This is a genomic window from Arthrobacter sp. JUb119, from assembly GCF_024807995.1.
GTDB lineage: Bacteria > Actinomycetota > Actinomycetes > Actinomycetales > Micrococcaceae > Glutamicibacter.
In genome coordinates this window covers 59,644-78,272 of the sequence record NZ_JANUFE010000004.1, presented here as the reverse complement: position 1 = coordinate 78,272, position 18,629 = coordinate 59,644, and the positions used below count along the sequence as shown (strand labels likewise).

14 protein-coding genes are annotated in these 18,629 nt (G+C 63.1%); 9 read left to right on the top strand and 5 right to left on the bottom strand.

Annotated features, from left to right (window positions below):
• The first annotated feature begins 2 nt into the window (after positions 1-2).
• The 9 genes from M2368_RS11830 to M2368_RS11790 all read left to right on the top strand — a co-directional run bounded on the left by M2368_RS11830 (position 3) and on the right by M2368_RS11790 (position 12,530).
• Positions 3-2,144 (top strand): iron ABC transporter permease, encoded by a 2,142-nt coding sequence (locus M2368_RS11830; RefSeq protein ID WP_404598718.1) that lies wholly within the window; start codon positions 3-5, stop codon positions 2,142-2,144.
• A 165-nt stretch (positions 2,145-2,309) separates the two neighbouring features.
• Entirely contained in the window at positions 2,310-3,296 is a 987-nt protein-coding gene (locus M2368_RS11825) for a peptidase C39 family protein (RefSeq protein WP_404598716.1), read from the top strand.
• A gap of 1,177 nt (positions 3,297-4,473) precedes the next feature.
• Entirely contained in the window at positions 4,474-5,250 is a 777-nt protein-coding gene (locus M2368_RS11820) for a DeoR/GlpR family DNA-binding transcription regulator (protein ID WP_105662630.1), read from the top strand.
• Positions 5,247-6,224, top strand: a complete 978-nt coding sequence (locus M2368_RS11815; RefSeq protein WP_105662631.1) for a 1-phosphofructokinase family hexose kinase — start codon at positions 5,247-5,249, stop codon at positions 6,222-6,224. Before M2368_RS11820 ends, M2368_RS11815 begins: the two co-directional genes overlap by 4 nt.
• Positions 6,225-6,226: 2 nt before the next feature.
• On the top strand, positions 6,227-8,221 hold the full coding sequence (locus M2368_RS11810; protein ID WP_498724532.1) for a PTS fructose transporter subunit IIABC: 1,995 nt from the start codon (positions 6,227-6,229) through the stop codon (positions 8,219-8,221).
• Positions 8,218-9,900, top strand: a complete 1,683-nt coding sequence (gene ptsP, locus M2368_RS11805; protein WP_105662633.1) for a phosphoenolpyruvate--protein phosphotransferase — start codon at positions 8,218-8,220, stop codon at positions 9,898-9,900. Before M2368_RS11810 ends, ptsP begins: the two co-directional genes overlap by 4 nt.
• Before the next feature lie 52 nt (positions 9,901-9,952).
• Positions 9,953-10,231 carry an HPr family phosphocarrier protein gene (locus M2368_RS11800; RefSeq protein ID WP_105657931.1) on the top strand — a complete coding sequence of 93 codons (279 nt, stop codon included), beginning with the start codon at positions 9,953-9,955 and terminating at the stop codon, positions 10,229-10,231.
• A gap of 129 nt (positions 10,232-10,360) precedes the next feature.
• Positions 10,361-11,665, top strand: a complete 1,305-nt coding sequence (locus tag M2368_RS11795) for an MFS transporter (RefSeq protein WP_498724531.1) — start codon at positions 10,361-10,363, stop codon at positions 11,663-11,665.
• Positions 11,666-11,768: 103 nt separating this feature from the next.
• The gene (locus M2368_RS11790) at positions 11,769-12,530 is read left to right on the top strand and encodes a polysaccharide deacetylase family protein (RefSeq protein WP_402741724.1); all 762 of its coding nucleotides are present in this window, start codon (positions 11,769-11,771) and stop codon (positions 12,528-12,530) included.
• A gap of 19 nt (positions 12,531-12,549) precedes the next feature.
• Here the strand turns inward: M2368_RS11790 and M2368_RS11785 are convergent, their stop codons facing one another.
• The 5 genes from M2368_RS11785 to M2368_RS11765 form a co-directional block, all read right to left on the bottom strand.
• The gene (locus tag M2368_RS11785; protein ID WP_166650869.1) at positions 12,550-12,981 is read right to left on the bottom strand and encodes an SRPBCC family protein; all 432 of its coding nucleotides are present in this window, start codon (positions 12,979-12,981) and stop codon (positions 12,550-12,552) included.
• Positions 12,982-13,123: 142 nt separating this feature from the next.
• Complete coding sequence (locus tag M2368_RS11780) at positions 13,124-13,498, bottom strand: hypothetical protein (RefSeq protein WP_105657927.1); 375 nt, start codon at positions 13,496-13,498, stop codon at positions 13,124-13,126.
• 132 nt (positions 13,499-13,630) lie between these two features.
• Positions 13,631-15,259, bottom strand: a complete 1,629-nt coding sequence (locus M2368_RS11775) for a hypothetical protein (protein ID WP_498724529.1) — start codon at positions 15,257-15,259, stop codon at positions 13,631-13,633.
• Between the two features lie 23 nt (positions 15,260-15,282).
• Positions 15,283-16,566: a tetratricopeptide repeat protein gene (locus M2368_RS11770; RefSeq protein ID WP_498724528.1), complete on the bottom strand. Its 1,284-nt coding sequence runs from the start codon at positions 16,564-16,566 to the stop codon at positions 15,283-15,285.
• Between the two features lie 136 nt (positions 16,567-16,702).
• Positions 16,703-18,358, bottom strand: a complete 1,656-nt coding sequence (locus M2368_RS11765) for a thiamine pyrophosphate-dependent enzyme (RefSeq protein ID WP_498724527.1) — start codon at positions 18,356-18,358, stop codon at positions 16,703-16,705.
• Positions 18,359-18,629: the final 271 nt, after the last annotated feature.

Here is an 18,629-nt window from a genome sequence, read left to right as displayed (position 1 = left end):
AAATGAAAACCGCTGAAGAATCAGCAGAGCGACACATCGTGGACAGCGGGGTCGGCATCCAAATGACCGGCCTTGGTTATTCCCCCGCGCCGGTCACCGGTACCCGTCTCGCCACTGGCCTAGGTCTGCTAGCCGCCTTAGCGGCAGCGGTACTGCTGGTGGGTGCTTGGCACCTCACCCAGGGGACCTCCGGTATTGGTTTGGGTGAACTGCTACGCGCACTCACCGGAGATGACACCCGTATCGGAGGGGTGGGAGCCGCCGAGATCTTCACCGGCTCCCGGCTACCGCGCCTCTGTGCGGGTGCCGCCGTTGGTCTGGCTTTGGGGGTGGCAGGTTCATTGCTCCAATCCGTCACCCGCAACCCGCTGGCCTCGCCGGACACATTGGCTGTCACCTCAGGTGCATTCTTCGCGTTGAGCGTGGCTGCTGCCTTGGGAATAAGCATGTCCACGCTGGCTTCCAGCACTCTCGCATTCGCTGGCGGGCTGCTCGCCGCCGGGATCGTATTGGCTATCTCTGGGCGCAGCGCGGGAACCGCCACCACCCGGTTGATCCTCGCTGGCTCAGCCATCGCCATGGCGTTGGAAGCAGGCAGCGGAATCATCTTGCTGCTGTTCAAGGAAAATACGACTGGACTGTATGCCTGGGGTTCAGGGTCGCTGGCCCAACTAAATCTCGATGCATTCTTGCGCAGTCTGCCAGTGATCTTGGTGGTGCTGGCCATCTGCCTCTTGCTCTCTCGCCGACTGGATGTCCTGTCCTTGGGTGATGAAAACGCTGCGGTGCTCGGCATCCCGGTGCGCTCAACCCGCACTCTGGCCGTCCTGTGTGCTGTGCTGCTCACCGGCGTTTCCGTTTCGCTGTCCGGCCCGATTGCTTTTGTAGGGCTTGGCGCCCCCGTGCTCGCCCGACTGCTGTCGCGCCGCCTGGTAGTGTTGCGCCGTCAACTGTTCTTGCTCCCCGCCACCGGCCTGATTGGTGCGCTACTGATCCTGCTGGCCGATGTTTCGCTTCGTGCCTCGCTCGGTGCGCAAGGTGCGGCTTCCATTCCTACTGGAGTTCCCACCGCGATCCTGGGCGGCGTGCTGATCATCATCTTGGCAATGCGACTGCCCGAAGCTTCCAGCTCTCGCAACCCGTTACAGGTAGCAAGCAAATTGCGTAGCAACCGCCGATTCATTCTCACCATGACGCTGGGATTCAGTTTGCTGTTGGGAGCGGTGATTCTAGGCCTTTTGGCCGGGAGCATGTTACTCAAGCTGGGAGATCTCGCCTTGTGGTTCCAGGATGATGCGCCCAAGCTCATTGCCCGCGCCTTCTCCGAACGTGCACCACGGACCAGCGCGGCGCTGGGTGCCGGAGCCGCCTTGGGACTGGCTGGTTGTTTGGTGCAGGGCGCCGTGCGCAACCCATTGGCCGAGCCCGGAATCCTGGGTATTACTGCGGGGGCAGGGCTGGGCGCGGCTGTAGTGGTCACCGCCTTTGGCGGTTCCCGCTCGCTACTGGTGATTTTTGCGGTGATTGCCGGGCTCGCGACCTTCGCTGCCATCACCGCCCTAGCCTGGCGTCGAGGATTCTCCCCTGAACGTTTTGTGCTAATCGGCATCGGTGCAGGCTACACGCTCTCTGCGGTCACCACCTACCTGCTGCTGAGCATTAATTCGTGGGAAACTCCGCGCATCTACACCTGGCTGTCTGGCTCAACTTATGGACGTCAGTTCGCAGACGTGTTACCTGTTCTGACGGTGTTGGCATTAGCTCTTCCGGTCGTACTGCTCATGGGACGCAAACTGGACCTGCTAGCCATCGACGAAGACCTGCCCCGGGTGCTGGGCGTCAAGACCGTTCGCATCCGATTAGTCTCATTGTCCATTGCCGCGCTGCTTGCGGCACTCAGCGTCGTGGCCGTAGGTGTGGTTGGCTTTGTCGGACTCATCGCCCCGCATCTGGCGCGGTCGTTGGTGGGTTCCCGCCATCACCGGGCGATCCCGGTGTCCATGGTTTTCGGAGCCTTGCTAGTTTGCCTGGCCGATACCTTGGGCCGTACCGCAATCGCGCCGGCACAGATTCCCGCCGGTCTGATCGTGTCGTTACTCGGCTCCCCGTACTTCATTTGGCTTTTGTACCGATCACGCGGCTAGGTGTTAAGCGAGGATCCTAACCGACGCCGCCTCCACCCCACCTAATAGTAAGGAATCATGGCGAAACGCTCTGCCCGGCAAACGAGAATCCAGGCCTTTGACCCCGAGCAGCACCCGGCGCAACTACGGCATCTGGGTTGCATATCAGGTCCGTGGGAAAGTCTCATGGCAACGGTCAACGCTCGGCTGCTCACGATACAGTCATCAGATGCCACCATACTCGGTGCCGCATTGCTTACCGCCCGTTCGGCGACTGCATACGTGAAGATCTCTGGGGTTCTTGCCCGCGACACAGCTGCATATGAAGAGCTCGTCCGTGCGGTGCTGGACTACGCCAGGGAAAAAGATCTGGCCTGCGTGAAATGGGAAAGCTGGTCGGAAGAACCGTGGCTCGCAGACCTGGCTGAACAAATGGGTTTCCAGTCGTTGCCTACTCCACGCTTCACCACAGATGCGTCGGTATCGATTCCAAAATTCGGCTATGTGCACTGGTCACATCCAGCCCGATATCTGCGTACCTCGCACTACCAGCAAAGCGAGAACTTCACCTGCGCGGCGGTTTCCGCGCTGGCCGCGCACGGGGAAACGATGAGCATTGCAACGATGGATCGCCTGCGTACCGCCGAGTTGTTACTGTGGCGTCAAGCGACTAATTTCATGGCTTGCGAACCCGTGGGGCTCGGGCTGGCCATCGCTGAGCGCTGGCCAGCAAGCTCAGTTCAGGTGTCTTTGGATACCGATAAGCCAGTAATCGTCGACTATTATCCCGAGGTTGAACGTGGTTGGCGGGGCATCTTGCAGGCTGACTCGCGCCGCCGTGCAGAAGCTACCGGGTTGCCGGTGACCTCTATGCGTATGGAAATCTCACAGATTCACAAAGTATTAAGTCAGGGTGCCCGCGTCTTGTTGCTGGTGTCATTGCAGCAGATGCTCGGCTACGATGTTCCGCACTGGCTACTCTGCCATGGAACGGCTGGTTCCACGGAACGTCCCGTCATTCTCATCGAGGACTCTTGGGTCGATGTTAGTAGCGGGGAGAGCTGGGTGGATGCTACCTGCCTACCGATAGCTTTCCAGCAACTAGAAGCCATGTCTTGTCTCGAGTCAGATGGCTATCGAGCTGCGCTAATTCTGACTGAGAGTGCTCAGTAATCACCAATCAAGTTCGTCAATGACAAAAGAATTCGACACCCATCCAGAGACATCTTGCAACTCCATGGTTGCGAGAAGTCTCGCCGGGCACCGCTCCCCAGCCGAGAATCCTTGAGAACTCACTAGTCCTAGAATCTCCCAACTATGTGTCGCACTAATATCGTTGGATCATGCGGGCCCCATTAGTCGCGAGAGGCTTTTCAAGGACTCCATAACCAGTCTCTTCGGATCCCCTCGCGGATCAATCAAGGCTAAGGCCGCCGATCGCCAAGTCCAGGGCTTCCTCGTCATTCGATTCCGCTGCGATGACCACTGGATTCATCACGAGCTATTCGGTGCTCTAGTAGGCCGGCCCGAATTCGATACAGCCCTCGACGCGATACTTCCCCGATGCTACTCCGGTGATCATGTACTTGGTTTGGGAGGAACGCTCGAACTAGATAACAATCGAACTCTCCGACGAAGTTCGCGAATACAACCTCGAGCTGCGGGCCTCTGGCTTCGACGGCAGTGACGCCGATCCGAGATTGCCGGTGGGCCCCATGGTTTTCACCGTCATGGTAAATTCGACCCCAATGCAACTAGGAAGCCTGCAAGAACGCAATAACGAATCCATCGCCAAATGCCAATCCAACGGAAAGACTTTAACAGACGCCCACTAGTGCAAATATCAGAGCTGACCTCAGATCGCCCCCACGCTGTTCCGGTCGAAGTTATACCTTGGCAGAGTAACATCCGAGGAGAAAAGGAATGCACAAAGGGCTGTCGCATTTCAGTCAACTCGACCGAACGCATTCAAGCGCGGAGAGTGGTATGGCTTGATCCAGGCACGTCGTCCTGACGCAACTCATTCGCCCAGCAACCTATGATTCCTGTCGAATTCATGAACTGCCCGCCCTGGTTCCTGGCCGTACAGACGTCTTGCTCATTAGCTGGGTTTCCAGTCAACTGAGGCCGCACAGATGGCGATTTCCGGAGGACAGAATCAAGTCGCACGCTGCTTGGGTTGCGCGTATCTCCCACCGTTGATTCTGCATAACCCCTAGCAAACCCACTCAAAACCAACTAAAGCCAAATATTCCCCGGATTTTCACTTGACGATGCCACACAATCGGGCATAAAGTCATGGAAACACAGATCAATGTGTTGCAGGTCATGAGGAATTGCGGAGGCAAGAATGTTCGCCGAAGAACGACACCGGCTGATCGTTGAGCAGCTGGAAGCTGACGGGAAAGTAACCGTCGCCCAGCTCGCGCAGCGCTTCGATATCACCCGGGAAACCGTGCGGCGGGATCTGGCCCAGCTGGAATCCGAGAACTACCTGCGCCGCGTCCACGGCGGAGCGGTCACCATCACCGAAGCCAGCACCCGCGAGGAAAGCTACGTGGTGCGCACCGCCATCCATTCAGAGTCCAAGGCCCGCATCGCCCAGCGCGCGCTGAGCCTGCTGCCGGTCTCCGATGCCTCGGTCATCATCGACGCGGGAACCACCACGGAAATCCTGGCCGAACGCATGCTCAAGAGCACCGCGGGCACCGGACTGGTGGTCATCACCCACGCCCTGCCCATTGCCTCGGTGCTGGTCCACAGCCCGGATGTCGCCTTGGAGCTGATCGGCGGGCGGGTCCGCGGCATCACCGGCGCCTCCAGCGGAGCCCGCACCGTGCAGGAGTATTCCCAGTACCGGGCCGACATCGCCTTCATCGGCACCAACGGGCTGCATGCAGGATTCGGCCTGAGCACCCCGGACCCGCTGGAAGCTGCCGTCAAGCGCGCCCTGGTCGCCAGTGCCCGCCGCGTGGTGCTGCTGGCCGACGGATCCAAATTCGACCAGGAAACCCTGGTCTGCTTCGCCCGGCTCGAAGACATCGACACCCTGGTCACCGACCAGCAACCCGGCACTGAACTTGCCGCTGCGCTGGAAGCGGCGGATGTCGAGGTGGTGATCGCATGATTATCACACTGACCGTCAACCCGGCGCTGGACAAGACCATCGAATTGGTCGCCGCATTGCAGCCCGGTGCGGTGCAGCGGGCCGCTGGCAGCCACCTGCAGGCCGCAGGCAAGGGCGTGAATGTTGCGCGGGCCATCCTCGCCGCCGGGCAGCGGACCCTCGCTGTACTCCCCGGAGCCGGAAACGATCCGCTCATCGCCGCCCTGGCCGCCGACCAGTTGCCCTACCGGGCGCTGGAAATCAATGCTGCGCTGCGCACCAACACGACGCTGACCTCGCCGGATGGATCGACCACCAAAATCAACGAGGCCGGTCCTGAGCTGGACGCGGCCACGTTGGAGCAGCTCTCGGAGCTGGTGCGCGATTCCTGCGCTGGCGCCGATTGGCTGGTCATGGCAGGGTCGCTGCCACCCGGGGTGCCGGCGAACTACTACGCTCTGCTTACCGCGTCGTTGCGCGAGCAGCTGGGCTCGAAGTGCCCGAAGATTGCGGTGGACACCTCTGGGGAGCCGCTGCGCCAGCTCTTCGCCCACGACGAGATCCACATCCCGGATCTGGTCAAGCCCAACGCCGAAGAGCTTGCCGAGCTGCTGGGCGAGGACCTGGGCGAAGCCCAGCTCGAAGCGGACCCCGGGCTGGCCGCTCGCGCCAGCTCCAAGCTGCTGCGCCGCCCCGGGGCCGCGGTGCTCACCACCCTGGGTGCGCACGGCGCGGTACTGGCCACTGCCGAGGGCTGCTGGCACGGCTGGCCGCAGCCGATCACCCCGCGCAGCACGGTAGGTGCCGGCGATTCCTCGCTGGCCGGCTATCTGCTGGCAGACACGGCAGGCCACTTGCCGGCGTTCAAGCTGCGCCAGGCCATCGCCTACGGAACCGCGGCGGCCTCGCTGCCCGGCTCCGGCATCCCAACCCCAACCGACCTCCGCATCGATGCGGTCAGCGTCATCGAACTCACCCCAAGGCAAGGATCCTGACCATGAGCGATCTGATCGAAACCCGGCTCGTCACCCTGGATGCGCATCTAGGTTCCACGAGTACCGACGTCATCCAGTACCTGGCCCAGCAGATCACGCAGGCCGGGCGAGCCGCCAGCGCTGCCGAATTGGCCGAGCATGCCTTGGCCCGCGAGGCGAAGACGGCCACCGGCGTGCCCGGCGGCATCGCGATTCCGCATTGCCGATCAGCAGCGGTCACCGTTCCCACCCTGGCCATGGCCCGGCTGGGCACCCCGGTGGACTTCGGTGCCAAGGACGGCCCGGCAGATCTGGTCTTCTTCATTGCCGCCCCGGAAGGCGCCGACAAGGAGCACCTGAAGCTGCTCTCCAAGCTGGCCCGCGCACTGGTGAAGCAACCCTTCACCGCGGCCCTGCGTGCAGCCAGGAGCAACGAGGAAATCGTCGCGTTGGTCTCCGAAGTACTCTCCGATGCCCCCGCCGCACCAGCTGCACCAGCAGCTGCACCCGCTGCCACGGCGCGGCCGAAGATCGTGGCCGTCACCGCCTGCCCGACCGGCATCGCCCACACCTACATGGCCGCCGATTCCCTGGCACAGGCCGCCGAAGAACTCGGCATTGACTTCGCTGTGGAAACCCAGGGGTCCTCGGGGTCCAAGCCGTTGGATCCGGCATTGATCACCCAGGCCGACGCGGTGATCTTTGCGGTGGACGTCGACGTGCGCGACCAATCGCGGTTCGCCGGCAAGCCAGTGATCCAGGTTCCAGTCAAGCGCGGTGTGGATGAACCCGAAAAGCTGCTCAAGGATGCCTTGGCCGCGGCCAAGGATCCGGCGGCCCGCAAGGTACCAGCCGGCAACGAAACGGCAAACGAGCGCTCCACGGATTCTGCTTCCGAGGGCTTCGGCGCTGGCCTGAAGCGCGCGCTGCTCACCGGTGTCTCCTACATGATCCCATTCGTCGCCGGTGGCGGCCTGCTGATCGCTCTGGGCTTCCTGCTCGGCGGCTACGCCATCACTGATGCAGCAGACCAGTACTTGACCGAAAATACGCTGTTCAATCTGCCGGAAGCTGGCTTGCTGGCCTACCTCGGCGCGGTGGCGTTCAAGATCGGTGGCCTGTCCATGGGCTTCCTGGTCCCGGCGCTGGGCGGTTACATCGCCTATGCCTACGCCGACCGTCCGGGCATCGCCCCGGGCTTCACCGCGGGTGCCGTGGCAGGCTTCATGGGAGCCGGGTTCATTGGCGGCATCGTCGGCGGCGTTATCGCCGGCCTGGCCTGCCGCTGGATCAATTCCTGGACCGTGCCACGCTGGCTGCGCAGCCTGATGCCAGTGGTCATCGTGCCGTTGCTCGGTTCCATCATCGCTTCGGGCCTGATGTTCCTGTTCCTTGGCGGGCCGATTGCCCAGCTCACCGAAGCCCTCAACGGCTGGCTGGCGGGCATGTCCGGCACCGCGGCGGCGATCCTCGGCCTGGTCCTGGGCCTGATGATGGCCATCGATTTGGGCGGGCCGATCAACAAGGTCGCTTATTCCTTCGCGGTAGCAGGCTTGGGCGCCGGTTCGGTGGCCGAGAACCCGGCCCCGCTGATGATCATGGCAGCCGTGATGGCTGCCGGCATGGTTCCGCCGCTGGCGATGGCCCTGGCCACCGCGGTGTCCCCGAAGCTGTTCACCGGGGCGGAACGCGAAAACGGCAAGGCGGCCTGGCTGCTGGGTGCCGCGTTCATCTCCGAAGGCGCCATCCCCTTCGCCGCGGCCGACCCGCTGCGCGTCATCCCGGCCTCCATGGTGGGTGCCGGGGTCACCGGCTCGCTGATCATGAGCTTCGATGTGCTCTCCCAGGCACCGCACGGCGGCATCTTCGTCTTCTTCGCGATGGACAGCACCTGGCCGATGTTCCTGGTGGCCACCGTGATCGGCACGCTGGTTTCCGCGGCGCTGGTGATCATCCTGAAGAAATATGTCCGCAAGGCCCCCGCACGGGCCGCTGAAGAGGCAAAGGCCGCAGCATGAGCCAGAAATTCACCGGAGTAGGCGTCAGCGCCGGACGGGTCATCGGATCCGTGCGCCGCATGCCCGACCCCATCCTCCCGCCCGCCGACGGCGCGCCCCTGCCAGCAGGTTCCAGCGCGGAAGCCGAATCCCTGCGCCTGGCCGAGGCCACGCAGGCGGTCGCCGCGCAGCTCAAGGAACGCGCGGCGCAGGCCACCGGCGATGCCCAAGCCGTGCTCAAGGCCACCGCGCTGATGGCCAGCGACCGCACGCTGCTCAAGTCGGCCACCAGGCTGGTGGCATCGGGCACCTGCGCCGAATCGGCCATCTGGGAGGCCGCCGACGCGGTCGCCACGCAGCTGTCGGCGCTCGGCGGCTACATGGCCGAACGCGCCGGGGATGTGCTCGATGTGCGCTCGCGCATCGTCGCCGAGCTGCGCGGCGTACCCGCCCCGGGCATCCCGGACTCGGACCAGCCCTTCATCCTCGCCGCGGTGGACCTGGCTCCGGCCGATACCGCGACGCTGGATCCGGCCAAGGTCCTGGCGCTGGTCACCTCCGATGGCGGGCCGCAATCGCATACCGCCATCATCGCGCGCTCGCTGGGCCTTCCGGCCATCGTGGCCGCTGCCGGCACCACAGCGCTGGCCGACGGGGACCATGTCTTCGTGGACGGCATCGACGGGCTGGTCATCACCGGTCCCGGCGAGGCCGAAGAGCACCTGGCCGCCACCTACGCCAACCGCGAGGCGCTGCCGGAGTTCTCCGGCACCGGGCAGCTGCGCGACGGGCACCGCGTGCCGCTATTGTCCAATGTCGGCAGCGGCGACGACGCGCAGCTGGCCGCCGCGGCGGGCGCCGAGGGCGTGGGCCTGCTGCGTACCGAGTTCTGCTTCCTGGGCAAGGACAAGGAGCCCTCCCATGACGAGCAGGTGGCAGCCTACGGTGCGGTCTTCGCCGCCTTCCCCGGCCGCAAGGTCGTGGTGCGCACCTTGGATGCGGGAGCGGACAAGCCGCTGCCCTTCCTGACCGATGCCAGCGAGCCGAATCCGGCCCTCGGCGTGCGCGGCTACCGCACCGACCTGTCCAGCCCGGGCGTGCTCGAACGCCAGCTGCAGGCCATCGCGCAAGCCGCCGGCGAGCACCAGGCCGAAATCTGGGTGATGGCGCCGATGATTTCCACTGCGTCCGAAGCGCAGGAATTCGCGCAGCTGGCCAAGGCCGCTGGCCTGGCCACCGCCGGGACCATGATCGAGGTCCCTTCGGCGGCGGTGCTGGCAGGCCAGATCCTGCAGCGCTGCGATTTCGTCTCCATCGGCACCAACGACTTGACCCAGTACACCATGGCCGCGGACCGCCAGCTCGGTGCCCTGGCCGAGCTCAACGACCCCTGGCAGCCGGCAGTGCTGCACCTGGTGGCCGCCACCGCCGCCGGTGCGCAGGCGGCCGGCGGCAAACCCGTCGGGGTGTGCGGCGAAGCGGCTGCCGACCCGGCGCTGGCCGTGGTGCTGGTGGGCCTGGGCGTGGACACCCTGTCCATGAACAAGCGGGCGTTGGCACCGGTTGCCGCGGTGCTGCGCACCGTAGACCTGCCCACTGCGCAGCGCCTGTCCCAGCTGGCCTTGGACGCCGAGTCGGCCGAGGCGGCACGCACTGCCGTGCGCGCGCAGCTGGGCGAGCTGGACCGATTCGGCCTCTAGGCCCCCCGAATTTACCGCAATCAACCGTTCAATAGATCCCGAAGGAGCCATCATGGCAGAACGTACAGCAATCATCGGCAGCCGCGTCGGCCTGCACGCCCGCCCGGCAGCCATCTTCGCCGAGGCCGCGGCCGAGGCGCCGGTCGAGGTCACCATCGCCCTTCAGGGCGAGCCCGTGGACGAGGCGCTGGACGCGTCCAGCATCCTCTCGCTGATGGGCCTGGGCGCGGAATACGGAACCACCGTAGTGCTGCGCGCCGAAGGCGAAGGAGCCGAAGCTGCCCTGGAGCAGTTGGCGGCCATCCTGGAAACCGACCACGACGCCGAGTAGCACGAAGCCGAGCTCCGGGGACCACGCGCCATCGCGTGGTCCCCGGAGTTCTTTAATTCCCATCCACTGATTGACAAAGCCCAATCAGTGGATGGATGATAGTTCCTACGCACTACCGCAGGAGCTTCCATGAGCGCGCTCAAAACCTCTGCACTGCGCCTCATCAAGCCGTTCGCCTACCGCGACTACGCCCTGCTGGCCAGCGCACTTGTCCTCTCCACCTTCGCCACCGGCATGTGGGCCGTGGCAATGGTCTACCAGGTGCGCCAGCTGGGCGGCGGGCCCATCCAGCTTTCTGCCGTGGCCACCGCCAGTGCCGCCGGGCTGCTCTGCTTCGTGCTGCTCGGCGGGATCATGGCGGACCGCCATTCCTGCCGGCGGATCGTGATGCTGGTCGAGGCGCTGTCGCTGGCAGTCATGGGCATCACCGCGGTGCTGGCCATGGCCGGTGCCCTGGAGCTGTGGCACCTGATGCTCGCCGGCTTCTGCGGCGGGGCCGGGTCGGCCTTCTTCTACCCCGCCTACTCCGCACTGCTGCCCAAGATGCTGCCCGCCGAGCAGCTGCTGGCCGCCAACGGATTGGAAGGGACAGCCCGGCCGGTGGTGCACACCGTCCTGGGCCCGATGGCCGCCGGATTCGTGGTGGCGGGACTCTCGCCGGCGCACGCCATCGTCGGCATCTGCGTAATCCACCTCGCGGCGCTGCTGATGCTGCGCCGGATCCCCAACCGCCAGGCGTACAACGCGCCAGGCCCCGTTGACGGCCAGGGACAGCCCGGGATGTTCCGGCAGCTGCGCGAAGGCATCGGCTATACGGTGCGCACCCGCTGGCTGCTGTGGACGCTGCTGTTCTCGGTCATTTCGGTGTTCACCTTCATCGGGCCCTTCGAGGTGCTGCTGCCCTTCATCGTCAGCGGCAACCTGCACGGGGACGCGAAACTGTTCAGCTTCGCACTGGCCTTCTTCGGCCTCGGTTCGGCGATCGGCTCGCTGCTGGTCGCGTCCGCGAAATTCCCGCGGCGCTACTTGAGCTTGATGACCGCCTGCTGGTGCCTGGGCACCTTGCCCCTGGCCCTGGTGGGCTACGTCGATGCCGCGTGGATGCTCTTCGCGATCCTGCTGGCCTTCGGCATCACCGACGCCGTGGGCATGGTCATCTGGGGCACCTTGCTCCAGCGCCGGGTTCCCGGACACCTGCTCGGGCGGATCTCCAGCCTGGATTTCTTCGTTTCGCTGGCGCTGATGCCGCTGTCCATGGCGGCGGCGGGACCTTTGACCCAGGTGCTCAGCTTGCAGGCGATATTCGTCATTGCCGGCCTCGCCTCGCCGCTGTTCGGAATCATCGCATGGTGGGCCGGGAAATTTGCCCGCGACGAAATAGCGCATCCGCTCTCGGACCCCGTTCCGGCGGAGCTGGACGGCGAGCGCAGTTGACCGGTTGCGACCAGCTGGCGCTGGGCCGGCACTGATCAAACTCCCAGCAGATTTTCGCGTGTAGTTCCCGGGCACGGACCGGGCATGGCGGGAAGGTGGAAGGATGACTTCTCGATTGCCCGACATGGCGCACCTGGCCCTGTTGGCGCTGTTGGCGCTGGGCCCGGCATTCCTGGTTTCCTGTTCCCCTGCACCAGCGCCTGCTCCCGATGCGCAACCCACGGGCTCCGCGGCAAGCGAGCAGGTGGATTGCGCCGTGGCTCGATGCGTGGCGCTGACCTTCGATGACGGACCTGGCCAGTACACCGGGCGGCTGCTCGACGAGCTGAAGGCCGCGGATGCGCCAGCCACCTTCTTCATGGTCGGGAAGAACATTGCCAAATACCCCGACGCGGTCAAGCGCATGGCCGCCGAAGGCCACCAGCTGGGCAGCCATACCTGGGACCATGCGGATCTCACGACGCTGACCAGGGAACAGATCCAGCATGAGCTGGGATGGACCAGCGAAGCGGTAGAAAAGGCCTCCGGCCACGAGCCCACCGTCTTCCGCCCGCCCTATGGGAATCACGGTGCCGTCTATGACCGGCTGGTGCCCTACCCGTTGGTGCTGTGGGATGTTGACACCCTGGATTGGAAGCACCACGATCCGGAGAAAACGGTGCGCATCGCCATGGACGAAGTCCATCCGGGCTCCATCATCTTGATGCATGACATCCATGAGAGCTCAGTCAAGGCACTGCCGGATCTCGTGGAGAAGCTGAAGGCCGAGGGCTACACCCCGGTCACCGTGGACCAGCTATTCAATGGCCAGCTGGAGAATTCGACGGCCTATGCTTCGGCTCCTGCTCCCGGCGCGACGAAATAGTCTTGCGCCGCGCAGGTGCTCAGGGGGCCTGCTCTGCGTACAGCCGCAGCTGGTCCAGCTTGTCACCTTCGCTTTCGCGGATATTTGCCGCCAGCTCCTCGCACTGCTCCACCGTCAGATCCGGGTTGATGATTGCCACCTGCAGCACTACCTCGGTATGCCCCGCGTCGTCCTTCAGGTCGTAGCGGTAGGAGAGCCCATCGGGATTCTCCGAGGTGTGCAGGATCAGCAAGCGGTTCTCGATCAGGTCATGGACGCGATACACGCGTTCATGGCCGGCAACGCGGTATACCAGCTGGGTGCCGACCTTGAGCTGCGGGTCGTCCGAATGCATGGAGCCGATCCCATGGATCCACAAGGGTGTTGCTGCCCAATCGGTAAGCAGCTCCCAGACACGGTGCACCGGCAGGTGAATGACCACGGTGCTCTCGAAAACGCTGAACTGGCTCATATCCGCATAGTGCCACCCTCGGCGGCCAAATGGAATAGCTTCATGGCTGTTGGCATGCAATCCGGTTTCCGGCCGCCTGCAGCAAAGGCCGGCACCCAGCGCGCGTACGCTGCTGGGTGCCGGCCCCTGGGCGGCAGAAGGCTTACCAGTCTTCTTCGTCGTCGCCATCCGCCTCGGAGATACCGAGTTCCGGCTCATTCTCGAGGTCGAAGTTGTACCAGGCCTCGGTGAAGTCAACCATCGCATCCAACGCGTCCTGCGCATCGGAATCCAGGGCTTCCAGCGCCTCTGGGCTGTTGAGCACTGCGGTCACCGCGAGGAATGGGTGATTATCGAAGTAATCGGTGGGGGTGGCCTCCCCATTGAACGTCAAGTTCTCGCTCTGCGCGAAGAGGTCGACGTACTGAGCCACTGCCTCGGGCAGACGGCTCAGATTAATGCCAGTCAGGGACTCATTGTAGATTTCAGCAGTTGCGTCAGCCCACTGCTCAATGAGCTCTTCGCTCATCTGTGCCATCAGATTATCCACCTCGTGGTTGGGGTTCTAGTGCTCACGGGAATCGGTAGCAATTCATCTTATTTCTTCAGCGGGCGCGTGCCAAGACAGAAAGGCCCACGGCGTTGTGATCTTTTCCGCGTAGGTTCCTGCTCACTGGTTCGGGACGCCGAGGGACGGGATATCGGGCATGTCCGGCAGCGAAGGGATCGAGTATTCACGGGGCTGGGAATCCGGCGTTTCCACATCCTTGAGCTGATTCAGCAAGTCTTGGTCGAGGACGCTATCCTGGCTTGGATGACGGGGCTCCGGTGGCGAATCCAGCGAACCCTCCACTCCCGATATGAGCAGCCCCAGCGAAGCAGCCGCGGCAAACAGCCCGGCGAACAGATGCACCCCGATGAAATACAGGCCGCCGATATTGCCGCGAAGCATGGCCAAGTTCCGGTTTTTGGCCGAGGAGCTGACAGCCAGCCCGTAGGCAAAAGCATTTTCCTTGAATCCAAGACGGACTTGCGCTGCCAGCAAGGAAATGCCAGGCACCAGCAGTCCGGCGGCCACCGATCCGGCTGGCACGGCAGCGATCCTGCTTTCATTGGCCAAGCAAATCCCTAAGAGCACTAGCTGGATGAGCGCCAGGCACGCCCGCTTCCAGAAGCCAGCCACGTGCAAGCCGCTGCACCGGACCAGGTACCGGCGTTGCTCGTGGCGGTCGGAGCCCTTTCTTGGCGGGCCAGCATTTTCTTGCAGGATCCACAGTGCTCCTAGCTGGCTTGCCAGCACACCGAGCAGCATCACGATGATGCCAGCCACCGGCAGGAAACAGCCCAGGACCGCTCCGCTCGTGCTCAGGAGCCAACCAATCCGGTAGGAGCGAATGGCTCGGGGCAGTTTGGGGAAGCGCGCATCAATGTCCTTGGCGTAGCCGGCGGGCAACGACCTGGCCGCCTTGCTGTACGCCTTCTTGTTCCACCATCCAAAGTGCCCGGCCACGATGGCAATGGCGGCAATCGCCAGCAGCGCCCCGGTTCCACCAGCCCGCTGCCCCAAGGCAGCGGCAACTGCCAGCACCGGAGTGAAAAGCCAGAACCGATTAGCGTAGGCAGTTTGCTTCGCAACGAAGGTTTCCGCGTAGTCCTGATGCAGGCCTTCGTTCATCGGATCCATGGATATCAATCCACGCAGCACATCGGCTTGTTCCCCAACGATTTTTTCGCCATTGCCGATACTGCCGGCCGCACGCAATAGCCCCTGATCGTTGGGGTCGAGCTGCAGCCCGGTCTGGAGGAACCCGAGAGCCGCCCGATTGTCATCCTGGGCTTCGGCAACAAGCGCTGCGCCCTGGTAGTAAGCGGGGTTCCCCGGCTCCAGCCGAATCGCGTGCTCGATGACTTGGCGGGCTAGCACCCGGTCATCATTGCTCCGAATATCGCTGAGCGTGATCATGCTCAGCCAGTAGTGCCCGTTGCCGTATTCCGGTTCCGTTTCGATTACTTGCCGGATTGCCAGCAGTGCCTCGCCCCGGCGATGCTGGCGCATCAGGGCGACGGCCAGGCACTCCCCGGCTACCGGGTTGGCAGGATCCAGGTTCAGCCCGGCTCTGGCAGCGGACTCCGCTTCGGTCCACTGCTTGAGGTTCAAATGGCATGACGAATAGAGAATCCAAAACGCAGGGACCTGATGGTGCTCGTTGAGATTATCCTTCAGCAACGCGATCGCTTCGGCTTCACGTCCGATAGCCAGGTTGTGAGTGATCCGGTGATGCAATCGCTCGAATTCCATGCGGTGTACTCCCCCGGTGCTTTCTAGAGCATGTTCTGCGAAACCAGATACTCGGATAAATCATCGTAGCGGCCATGCTGGTTGCTGAAGCGCACCACATTTCGCGCGGATTCCAGCCACGGCAAAGTCGACGCCTTGATTTCCGCCAGGGCAGTTCTGATATGGCTCATGTCCAAGGGAAGAACCTCGTTGCGCTCGATGGATTGCATCATTGCCTTCTCGGCGGCAGTGGTGCATACGTGCTCCAGATCCGCACCCGAGAACCCGTCGGTCTGTGCCGCAATCCAATTCAGGTCGATTCCGGCAATCGGGCGGTTCTTCAGGTGGTACCGCAAGATGGACTCACGTGCCGGCGCGTCCGGCGGAGTCACCAGCAGGGTCCGGTCCAACCGGCCTGGACGCAGCAGTGCTTCGTCCAGATCCCATGGGTGGTTGGTAGCCCCCAGAACGTAAAGGCCATCGTTGTTTCCCGCAAGCGAATCCATCTCGATCAGCAGCTGATTGACCATCTGGCGCATCCACGCGCCGGATCCAGTCAGCGAACCGCGGCGGATGCCGATGGCATCAATCTCATCGATGAAGAGAACCGTTGGAGCATTCTTGCGGGCCTGGTCGAAAATCGCCTTGAGCCGCTTTTCCGTTTCACCGATGTAGGAGTCAACCACATCGGTAATGGTGACAGACATGAAATTGGCTTTCAGCTCACCGGCCACCGCGCGAGCCAGGAAAGTCTTGCCGCATCCCGGTGGCCCATACAGCAGTAGCCCGCCGCGCAATGATTTGCCAAAAGCCTTGGCAATTGCGGCGTTGCGCATCGGTGCCAGGAAGGATTCGTGCAGGCGGTCCTTGACCGCCTGCAAGCCACCCACATCATCCAGGGTGACTCCCGGTCCGGCCGGGTTCTCGATGGGAACATCCGGGGCATCGGACCCCGCATTTGATTCCAGTGGGACCCGTTCTTCAATAAAGGGCGCCGGCAGCGAACTTCCGAGTTCCTTGGAACCTGCTTCCCAGTCGTAGCCTGGTGGCGTGTCGATCTGCTGGTTTCCAGCGGGCGCGGCATCCGCTGCGGGTACGACGGGCGCCTGCGGGGCCATCGTTGCGGCCATCGACGCGCTGATCGCTCCAAGCATTCCCAGCGCGGACGCGTTTCCCGGATCCTGCTGCAGCACGGTGCTGACATGCGACAGCGCTTCGGCGGATCGGCCGGCGCCGTTCATCTGCTCAGCCAGATGCAATCGCAGGGCATGGTCGTCCGGAGCTGCTTCGACCGCCCGGAGGAGGCTAGCAATAAGGGCATCGTTCATTTTAGGGCCGCTCCACGATTGAAGGTCTCGGTCTGTTGCGCTCTGCCGGTTAAAGCATCCAGCGGGTATCACTAAAAACGATACCCGCTGGAATCATACGTCGCAGACCCGACTGTTCGCTAAGCGCTCCCAGTGCCTAGTAGGCTTTGACGCCCTGTTCTACCACCAAGTGGATCAACGCAAATTTCTTGTTTTCGTCGATAGCCTTCAGCGCACTTTCCAGGGCTGCCGGAACATCTGAATCATTCTCGACGCGAACGCCGAACCCGCCGAAGGACTGCGCCATCAGCGCGAAATCGGGGTTAGCCAGCTGGGTTCCGGAAACCCTTTCCGGGTACTGGCGTTCCTGGTGGGTGCGGATGGTGCCGTACTGCTGGTTGTCCATGACGATCACCAGCGGGGTGGCACCGTATTGGGCAGCGGTAGCCAGTTCCTGGCCGTTCATCAAGAACTCGCCGTCGCCTGCGATGGTCACCACGCGGCGCCCCGGGTAGTTCAGCGAAGCGGCTACGGCGGAAGGAATCGAATAGCCCATGGAACCGTTGCGGGCCGAGAGCATTGAAGCGTAGCCGTTGGTCGGGAAGTAGCGGTGGGCCCAGTTGGTGTGCTCACCAGCGCCAAAGGTCACCAGGGCGTCTTCCGGCAAGGATTCGACCAGATTAGCCATCATGGTTGCCATCTTCGCCTGCCCCGCGGACGGCTGGGCTGGTGGAAGTTCGGCGAACTTCTCCTGCTCGCCGCGCATCCGGGAAGTCCATTCCTTCCAGGATTCCTTGACCGGCAAATCCATCAGCAGCAGGTCGCGAACGAAGACGTCGGGCTTGGCGACAATCTGGTGCGAAACCGGGCCGGAACGCCCACGCAGCGATGGGTCGATGGTCACCAGGAAGTTCTTCTTGTCCCAGTTCTGGCGGACGTTGAAGCCGTCGGTGATGACGTCGCCTGGGACCGTGCCGACGAAGATCAGCAGATCCGTTTCTTCCAGCAGGTCGTAGGTTGGCTTGGGGCGTCCGTAGCCGATCGGCCCAACATAGGATGGCGAGTTGAAAGGCACGGTACCCTCGCAACGCCATTCGGCAGCGGCCGGCAGGTCGTGTTCCTCGAGCCAACGGGTGAAGTCCGCAGCACCCTCATGGGACCAGTCGTTGCCGCCGAAAATGAACAGCGGCTTATCCGCGTCCTGCAAGGCGGCATTCAGCGCCTTCCAGTCGGTCACGGTCATGCCACCGGTAGCCACCGGGATTTCTGGATGAATTTCGGCAGAAACTTCGTTGCGGATGATGTCTTCTGGCAGGCCGACAACCACCGGGCCCGGGCGTCCGGACATGGCAGCGAACATTGCCTCGGCAACGACTTCGCTGGCGCGATCGGCGTGGTCCAGGATCATGACGCGCTTGGCGCCGGTGCCGAACCATGCCTTGGGATCGAATTCCTGGAAGGCTTCCTTTTCGCGGTGCTCGAACGGGATCAGTCCCACGAACAGCACCAGCGGGGTCGAGTCCTGCCATGCGGTATGCAGGCCGACGTGGGCGTTGGCAGCCCCCGGGCCACGGGTCACCATGGCAATGCCGGGGCGCTGGTGCATCTTGCCTTCGGCTTCGGCCATGTAGGTGGCTCCGCCTTCGTGGCGGCAGACCACGGTTTCGATGGGCGAGTTGTGCAGCCCATCAAGGACATCCAGGTAGCTTTCACCCGGCACCACGTAGGCGCGTTCCACGCCGTGCGCGGCAAGCGTGTCGACAATGACGTGTCCGGCCGACTTCTTTGTCAGGCCCTGACCATTTTCACTCATCTTCTAGGCGTCTTTCTGGTTTCGAGAAATCGTCTGACGCAACGGCGGGGAAAACGGCCCTGCTGGCCAATGATGCAACGCTGCGTCAACGTGAAACAGTACTAAACAAGCTGCGATTGCACACATTGCCGATCGAATGCTACGCATATGTGACACGATGCCGTATGTGAATCATATTTGAACGCAAAATGTCTAGAAAGTTTCACTGAATGGAACGGTTTGCTTCGTCACATTGCGGCTGGCTAGAGCAGTGCGGTGGGCAATGTTCGCG

Excerpts from the sequence above, each read along its gene's own strand:
- M2368_RS11830 (WP_404598718.1), top strand. The coding sequence starts at position 3 with ATGAAAACCGCTGAAGAATCAGCAGAGCGACACATCGTGGACAGCGGG.
- M2368_RS11825 (WP_404598716.1), top strand. The coding sequence starts at position 2,310 with ATGGCAACGGTCAACGCTCGGCTGCTCACGATACAGTCATCAGATGCC.
- M2368_RS11820 (WP_105662630.1), top strand. The coding sequence starts at position 4,474 with ATGTTCGCCGAAGAACGACACCGGCTGATCGTTGAGCAGCTGGAAGCT.
- M2368_RS11815 (WP_105662631.1), top strand. The coding sequence starts at position 5,247 with ATGATTATCACACTGACCGTCAACCCGGCGCTGGACAAGACCATCGAA.
- M2368_RS11810 (WP_498724532.1), top strand. The coding sequence starts at position 6,227 with ATGAGCGATCTGATCGAAACCCGGCTCGTCACCCTGGATGCGCATCTA.
- ptsP (WP_105662633.1), top strand. The coding sequence starts at position 8,218 with ATGAGCCAGAAATTCACCGGAGTAGGCGTCAGCGCCGGACGGGTCATC.
- M2368_RS11800 (WP_105657931.1), top strand. The coding sequence starts at position 9,953 with ATGGCAGAACGTACAGCAATCATCGGCAGCCGCGTCGGCCTGCACGCC.
- M2368_RS11795 (WP_498724531.1), top strand. The coding sequence starts at position 10,361 with ATGAGCGCGCTCAAAACCTCTGCACTGCGCCTCATCAAGCCGTTCGCC.
- M2368_RS11790 (WP_402741724.1), top strand. The coding sequence starts at position 11,769 with ATGACTTCTCGATTGCCCGACATGGCGCACCTGGCCCTGTTGGCGCTG.
- M2368_RS11785 (WP_166650869.1), bottom strand. The coding sequence starts at position 12,981 with ATGAGCCAGTTCAGCGTTTTCGAGAGCACCGTGGTCATTCACCTGCCG.
- M2368_RS11780 (WP_105657927.1), bottom strand. The coding sequence starts at position 13,498 with ATGGCACAGATGAGCGAAGAGCTCATTGAGCAGTGGGCTGACGCAACT.
- M2368_RS11775 (WP_498724529.1), bottom strand. The coding sequence starts at position 15,259 with ATGGAATTCGAGCGATTGCATCACCGGATCACTCACAACCTGGCTATC.
- M2368_RS11770 (WP_498724528.1), bottom strand. The coding sequence starts at position 16,566 with ATGAACGATGCCCTTATTGCTAGCCTCCTCCGGGCGGTCGAAGCAGCT.
- M2368_RS11765 (WP_498724527.1), bottom strand. The coding sequence starts at position 18,358 with ATGAGTGAAAATGGTCAGGGCCTGACAAAGAAGTCGGCCGGACACGTC.